This is a genomic window from Kitasatospora sp. NPDC058478 (assembly GCF_042720345.1).
Classification (GTDB): Bacteria; Actinomycetota; Actinomycetes; order Streptomycetales; family Streptomycetaceae; genus Kitasatospora.
Map to the genome: position 1 here is coordinate 1 of NZ_JBHXML010000138.1, position 6,994 is coordinate 6,994.

The 6,994-nt window shown below is 70.9% G+C and carries 5 protein-coding genes; 2 read left to right on the forward strand and 3 right to left on the reverse strand.

From position 1 onward, the window contains the following. Positions 1 to 460: 460 nt before the first annotated feature. Entirely contained in the window at positions 461 to 1,477 is a 1,017-nt protein-coding gene (locus ACFWPT_RS40435) for a ribosome-inactivating family protein (protein WP_380487998.1), read from the reverse strand. 350 nt (positions 1,478 to 1,827) lie between these two features. On the opposite strand from ACFWPT_RS40435, the gene ACFWPT_RS40440 reads away from it, so the two are divergent. Next, positions 1,828 to 4,050: a helix-turn-helix domain-containing protein gene (locus tag ACFWPT_RS40440; protein ID WP_380488000.1), complete on the forward strand. Its 2,223-nt coding sequence runs from the start codon at positions 1,828 to 1,830 to the stop codon at positions 4,048 to 4,050. Between the two features lie 330 nt (positions 4,051 to 4,380). On the opposite strand, the gene ACFWPT_RS40445 is transcribed toward ACFWPT_RS40440, so the two are convergent. Then, entirely contained in the window at positions 4,381 to 5,358 is a 978-nt protein-coding gene (locus ACFWPT_RS40445) for an alpha/beta hydrolase (protein WP_380380813.1), read from the reverse strand. Positions 5,359 to 5,468: 110 nt separating this feature from the next. Between ACFWPT_RS40445 and ACFWPT_RS40450 the strand changes: the two genes are divergently transcribed. Next, positions 5,469 to 6,527, forward strand: coding sequence for a helix-turn-helix domain-containing protein (locus ACFWPT_RS40450; RefSeq protein WP_380488002.1), 1,059 nt, complete (start codon positions 5,469 to 5,471; stop codon positions 6,525 to 6,527). 91 nt (positions 6,528 to 6,618) lie between these two features. On the opposite strand, the gene ACFWPT_RS40455 is transcribed toward ACFWPT_RS40450, so the two are convergent. Continuing rightward, entirely contained in the window at positions 6,619 to 6,780 is a 162-nt protein-coding gene (locus ACFWPT_RS40455) for a hypothetical protein (RefSeq protein ID WP_380488004.1), read from the reverse strand. Positions 6,781 to 6,994: the final 214 nt, after the last annotated feature.

The window sequence follows — 6,994 nt, forward strand, 5'->3', positions numbered from 1 at the left end:
GTTTTCCGCTCCGTTTCCGGCGCTTCGTTCATCCAACTCGCTGGTGTCTTCTGCGGCTTGACGCCCCGTCCGACGTTTCAAACTCTAGCCGATCCTCGCTCCGAAAAGCGAATCGACCGCAATCCAATAAAACGAACACGCCGAATAAGAACCAAGCCGCGACAAGACGCGACCCAGCCCGAACCGGGAAGTGGTGTTTCGAAAGGATTGGCCACCGCGGGACCGTCCGCGCCGATGCGTGTCCGGTGCTCCCTGCCGAGCGACTGGCTGACAGTACCCCTACTCGGCGCCCAAGGCAAATACCCGGCCCGGGACCGTGCAGGCGCGCGCGTCCGGGCAGCTGCGCAACCTCGCCACCACCGCCTCCGCGGCCTGCGTGGCCCGGATCGCCGGAGTCCGCCGGCGGCCGGGGCCCGGTCCGTGGTGGATCGGGCCCCGGCCGCCGTGGCGTTGTGGTGGGTCAGAGGCCGCTGCCCTGGATGGCGAGGAAGGGGACGATGATGGGGTTGGCGGTTTCGCCGCCGTAGATGTCCTCCCAGTCCGCGTACTGGCGCCCGTCGATGTTCACGGCGGTGGTGTTCTGTCCCCGTGCGCTCCGGTGAGCCACCGTGGACAGGGTGTCCCAGTTGTTCTCCAGGTCCGTGCCGAACCGGCCGATGTTTGCCGGGCGGGACGTCTCGGTCGGGTCCCCGTTGTAGATGAGAACGCTGGCGATGCGATTCTCGATCCAGCCGAAGCGGGCCGCCTCGGAGGTGGCGCCGATGAAGTAGGCCATGGCCCGAAGCACTGCGTTGGAGTTCCTGTTCCCCGAGGTGGCGGTGTCCAGGGCACTCAAGTGCGTCAGGAAGTTGCTCGCCGTGTACGGCTGGTCACCGCGCCACGTCGGGTTCGCGGCCAGCGACGCGTAGCCCCCGTCGGAGCTGATGGTGTTGAGCAAGGGAGCGGTCGGCATGTTGAAGCGGACCCGCATCTCCTCCGCCAGGCGCACGGTGTAGGGGGCGTTGAGACGGTAGTGGAGGCCGTGGGAGGAGAAGCCCATGAAGTACAGGTTGTCGACGGAGAAGTACAGCGCGACATCGGCCCGCCGCTCGCCCCTGGGGTTGCTGGGGGTAACAGCGTTGGACCACACCAGCACCCGGATGACGCGGTTGGTGGCGGTTTCACGCCCGCGGACCGTCGTGTCCGAGAAGTAGGGGGCGTTCGGGAGGCCTGCCATCGGCTGGCCGGCGACTTCGCGCATCCGGTCCACCACACGCCGGTATTCCCCGGACTGATTGGCGGCGGCCGAGCTGGGGCGCGCGGCGGAGTCGTAGCCCGTCATGTCCCAGTCGATGTCGGTCCACCGCTGGGTGGTGTTGGCGTCAGCGTGGGGCGCGGCGAGGCCGTTCACCAGGCCGCAGGCGGCGGCCATGGCCAGCAGCAGCACCGCCAGCCGCCTTCCGGCTCGGCGCATGGTGGATGTCGGATGCAGGTACATCGGGTGGTACTCCCTGAAAGCTCTTCCGCGCAGGTGTGGTGGCGCGCGGCGAGGAGCCCGCGAGAGCGCCTGCCGCTGCATCGGGGCAGCGCGTCCTCGCGGGACGGACAGCGGGGAAGCGACCGGCTACCCGCTCGCCGGGCCTTTCAGGTCCCGGCGGGACGAGGGCTCGGCGAAGGGGCAGTACTCCCCGGTTTGGCTCCCGGGGTCGTCTTCCTCAGGTCTAGATCCAACCTGGGCGGGCGGGCGCCAACCATGCAATTTCGCCCGCAAAAGTACGTACCGCATACTTTTGCGGGTTGAGGTTCGGCGTTCGGCGGGGCCACGTCGAACACGGGAAGAGCTTCAGCATGGCCTCGTACGCACCGGCGGACCGTTCCTTCGGCACGCTGCTGTTCGGTCTGCGCCGCAGGGCGGGGCTCAGCCAGGAAGACCTGGCGCACGCCGCGGGGGTGAGCGTACGTACCCTGTCCTATCTGGAGCAGGGCCGCTCCCGGGGGCCGCAGCGCCGCACCGTCCAGGCCCTGGCGAAGGCCCTGGGCCTGGACGCGGCCGACGCCCGGGAGCTGGAGGAGGCCGCGAGCCTGGGCCGGCCCCGCCCCGCCCGCACGGCGGACGCCCCGCCGCCCGCCGCCGCACCGGAGGCCACCCTGAACACGAGCACGCCCGATCTGCTGCCGCGCGCACCGCGCGCCTTTCACGGACGGGCCTCTGAGCTCGCCGCCCTGACCCGGGCCACGGCGGGCGAGGCCCCGGTCTGCCTGGTCATCGGGCCCGCCGGGGTCGGGAAGACCGCCCTCGTCCTGCACTGGGCCCACCACGACCCCGCCGGACTCACCGACGGGCGCCTCTACGCCGACCTGCGCGGCTTCAGCGACACCGGCGAGCCGGCCGCCGTCGAGGTCCTGCGCGAGTTCCTGCTGGCCCTGGGCGTGCCGCAGGAGCGAATACCGGAGTCGGCCAACGGCGCGGCCGCACTCTTCCGCGCCCTGGCCGCCGACCGCCAACTCCTCGTCGTCCTCGACAACGCGCGTGACTCCGAACAGGTCAGGCCGCTCCTGCCCGGCGGCGACCGCTGCGTCACCGTCGTCACCAGCAGGCACCGGCTGCCGGGACTGATCGTCACCGACACCGCCCGGCCCGTCGCCGTGGACGTCCTCGCCCCCCAGGACGCCACCATGCTCCTGGCCCGGATCCTCGGCACCGAACGGGTCCACGCCGAGCCGGCCGCCGCGCTCCGGCTCGCCGAGCTGTGCGGCGGGCTGCCGCTGGCCCTGCGGGTGGCAGCAGCCCGTCTGGCAGGGCGACCCGACTGGTCCCTGGGAACGATGGCTGCCGAACTGTCCGACGAGACACGGCGGCTGAGCTTGCTGGACCTGGAGGACACCGGCGTGCGGGCCGCGCTGCGCCTGACCCTGCGACAACTCCCGGCGCACGTCGCCCGTCTGTTCGCCGCCCTCGGCCGCCACCCGGGCACGCACGTCGACCGCTACGCGGCGGCCGCCCTGGCCGGCACCGACCCCGCCACCGCCGAGAGCACCCTGGAGCGCCTGGCCGTCGCGCACCTGCTCACCGAGACGGCACCCGGCCGGTGGACGATGCACGACCTCGTGCGGCTCTACGCCCGCGGCCTGGACGCCCAGCCCGACACGCTCAAGCGCGTCCTCGACCACTACATCACCACCGCCACCGGCGCCGTCGCGGCGGCCGAGCCCGGCACGGAGGACTGCTTTCCACTTCCGGCGGACTTCCTGCCGCCGGCCGCCGTGCGGGAGTTCGGCGACCGGTCCGCCGCCGTGGCCTGGTACGCCGCCGAGCGCAACAACCTCACCCAGGCGGTCGCCGCGGCGCACGCCGCCGCACTGCACGACAGAACCTGGCGCATCGTCATGACGATGTGGCCACTGATCGTGTGGCGCGTCCGCGACGGCTGGGTACCGCTCCTGGAGACCGCCCTCACGGCCACGCGCGCCAACGCCGACGAGCACGGCGAGGCCCGGGTGCTCAACGTCCTCGGCTGGGTCCTGACCGAGGAAGGGCGCACCCCGGAAGCACTCGTCCACCTGGAAGCGGCCTCCGCGCTCGCCGCCCGCGCCGGTGACGCGTTCGCCGAGGCCAACGCCTTGATCGTGCTGGCCATGGTCCAAGCCTCCCTCGGCCGCCTGGACCAGGCCGCGAGGAGCTGCGAACGCGCGGTCGAGCTGGCACGCGAGACCGGCGACCAGAGGATGGAACGGCTGGCGATGCAGCACCTCGCCCGCCACCAAACCGATGCCGGACACTGGCACCAGGCCCTCAGCACCGCGACCCACGCCCTGGCCCTCGGCAACCAACCGGACACCACCGACATCCCCCACGTCCTGCTGCTCACCATCAGGGGAGAAGCACTGCTGGGACTCGGCAACCACACCGAGGGCATCACCCAACTCGACCTCGCCGCGCGGGAGGCGGAGTCCGCCGGCTACGACGACGGCGCGGTACGGGCACTCACCGCACTGCTGCGCGCAACACCCGACACGGAAGTCCAGGCACGGTACGACACGGCACTCGCACGACTCACCACACGAACCTGAACCCCGGCACACCCTCGCACCGGCGAAGCCCCCGCCGCACCCGAGCGCGCGGGAACGGTCTCATTGATCATGGTTGGAAGCGGTGCGCTGACCTGTGGTTCGTCAGCTCGGCTGATGAGACGCCGGAGAGGCGATTCTCGCCGGACCCGGCATTTTTCGGGGCTGGGTCAGCTTGCGTGGACCCCGGGGTTCATGGGGGTGGTCGAAAAACGAAGTGGGCACGTCCGGCTCGCTCCCGAGTTCGCGCAGAGAACCGGTGCGGCGCCACCGCGCCGCTGCACCGGTGGCCCACCCCGCCTGTTGACGAGTCGATCCGCTGTCATTTTCGGATCAGTAGTCCAGGACGCGCTTGAGATAGGCCGTTCTGGCCGCGATGGCGAGTTGCGAGATGGCCGCCTGCGGCGCGGCGGTGGCGAAGGCATGCCAGGCCCCCGGCCACACGTGCAACTCGACCGGGACTCCGGACCGGGACAGCCGCGCGGCGTAGTCGATGGACTCGTCCCGGAAGGTGTCGACCTGGCCGGTGTCGATGTAGGTGGCGGGCAGCCCGCTCAGGTCTGCCGCGCGGGCCGGAGCCGCGTAGGGCGAGACCTCGGGCCCGCCCCTGGCCTGCCCGAGCAGGCAGGTCCATGCCGTCAGGTTGGCCCGGCGGTCCCAGAATCCCTCGCCGTCGAGTTCCTGGCTGGACGGGGTCCGGCAGCGGTCGTCGAGCATCGGCGCCTGCAGCATCTGGTGGGCCAGGGCCGGGCCGCCGCGGTCCCGAGCCAGCAGCGCCGTCGCCGCTGCCAGTCCACCGCCCGCGCTCGTGCCCCAGATGATCAGCCGTTCGAGGTCGATGGACAACTCGTCGGCGTTGGCCGCGACCCACGCCAGCCCGGCATAGCAGTCCTCGACGGGTGCGGGATGGGGATGCTCGGGAGCCAGCCGGTACTCCACCGAGATCCCGACGACGCCGAGGACATCCACCCACTCGGCGAGTACGTGGGAGAGCTCCCACTTGTTGCCGGAGATCATGCCGCCACCGTGGGTGTGGTAAATGCACGGGCGTGAGCCTGCGCCGCGGGTAGGACGCATGATGAGCAGCGAGATCTCCGGCGCCCCGGCGGGGCCGGGCACCGTGCGTTCCTCGATCTCGACGGCCCCGTCCCGGCGCAGCGCGGCCGCGTCGGCCCCGCCGGGCACCGTCGCGTTCATCTCTCGGTAGGCGGGGATATCGGCCGGCCCGAGCCAGCCGAGTTCTCGCACCTCTTGCGGATAGGTGGCCAGGATTGCGGCCAACTCGGGGTCGAACGGTGGTCGGGAGTACATACTCGGATCCTTCCTTCAGCGGTTCGCCGCCCCAGTGTCCTGGCCGGTCGCCGCCCGATCCACCGCCGGATGGCTCATGTCATCCGCCATATGGCGGATATGGTCCAGTGGTGGAAGAACTGCTCCAACAGCTCTCGGCACTGGATCCCGCCGCCGGGGACGCGGTGCGCGCCATCGCCTACTTCGACACCCTCGTCGAGCAGCGGGCCGGCCTCGATGCCTTCGTCAGGGCCGGGGCCATCCTCTCGGGCTGCACGGCAGGACTGGCCGATCCCGACCGGCACGTCCTGGTGCGCATCCATCCCGACGGCCACCGGCTGGAACCGGCGGCACACGTTCCCTCCTGGCCCGGCACCGCACTACGCGGTACGACCGCAGGCCGGGTCTGGCTCGAACGCACCGGCATGCCGCTGCCCACCGACGCCATCGTTCTCGAACGCCTCGCGGCCGGGGCGGGCATCGTCTTGGACCGAACCCGCGGCCGGGCCGCCACACACGACCCGGCCAGCGTGGAAGTGCTGCTCTCACCCGAGGCCACAGCCGCAGCCCGCACGCAGGCCGTGCGCAGACTCGCCCTTCCCGCGGCGAGATTCAGGGTCGCGGCCCTGCTGGGAAACCCGGATGATCCAACGATCAACCGGTGGAGCACTCGCCTCGGACACGTGACCGCCGCCATCGTCGTCGACGCCACGACCGAGCCCACCGCAAGCCTTGGACCCAGCATCGGGACTGAGCACGGGCCAAGAGCCGGGCTGGGCCCCGCCGTGGAAATCAGTGGGCTGCCGCGATCATGGCACGGAGCGCTGACCGCGTTGCGGCTGACAGCCGAGGTCCACGGTCCGCGCCACCTCAACTACGACGCCCTAGGCGGCCTGGCCCTCGTGGCCGAACACGTCTCCCCGCACAACGCGTTGATCGAGGATGTGCGCGCGCTACGCGCGGCAGAAAGAGCCGGCACCGGCGCACTGGAAACCCTGGCCGCCCTCGAAGCCCACGACAGCCTCCGCCAGGCGGCCACCGCGTTGCATCTGCACCACTCCACACTCCAGGCGCGCCTACCCAAGCTGACCGCTGCTCTCGGGTTCGCCCCCGACACCCCGCAAGGACGCACACGCCTCCACCTTGCCCTGGCCCTCCACCGACTCAACCTCAACGGTCCCCTTCCCTAGCCGCCGAGCAGCAGTGGCAGTCCTCGGGGCGCCCACGTTGAAGACCGTGAGCGCGATCTCGGCTAGATACTCTCGGACCGTGGCGATGTCGTCAGATCAGCGAGGCGTCCACGGTGAGGCGCCAGTGCGCGGACATGCAGGGATATCGCTGGGCGATCTCCCGCAGTTTCGCGATGGCCTTCCGCTTGGCCTTGAGCCGCTTGTACTTCTGGCGGATCCAGCGCACCGGCATCCGGGTCCGCGAACTACCCATCCGCCCCGAGCCGGCCCTGGCCCGCCTTCGCCGTTGGTGGGCGGCCGAGTCGACGAGGCGAAGGACGCCGAAGGGGCGGACGCGCAGTGCGCGTCCTGGCGCTTAAACACAACTGACGCAGCCGACGAAAGTCCAAGTGTAGATATCGGTGGACGCCGAATCATAAAAAAGGGTGGAGGGCGCCGGCTGGGCGGGCGGGCTCTCGGGGAGGCGC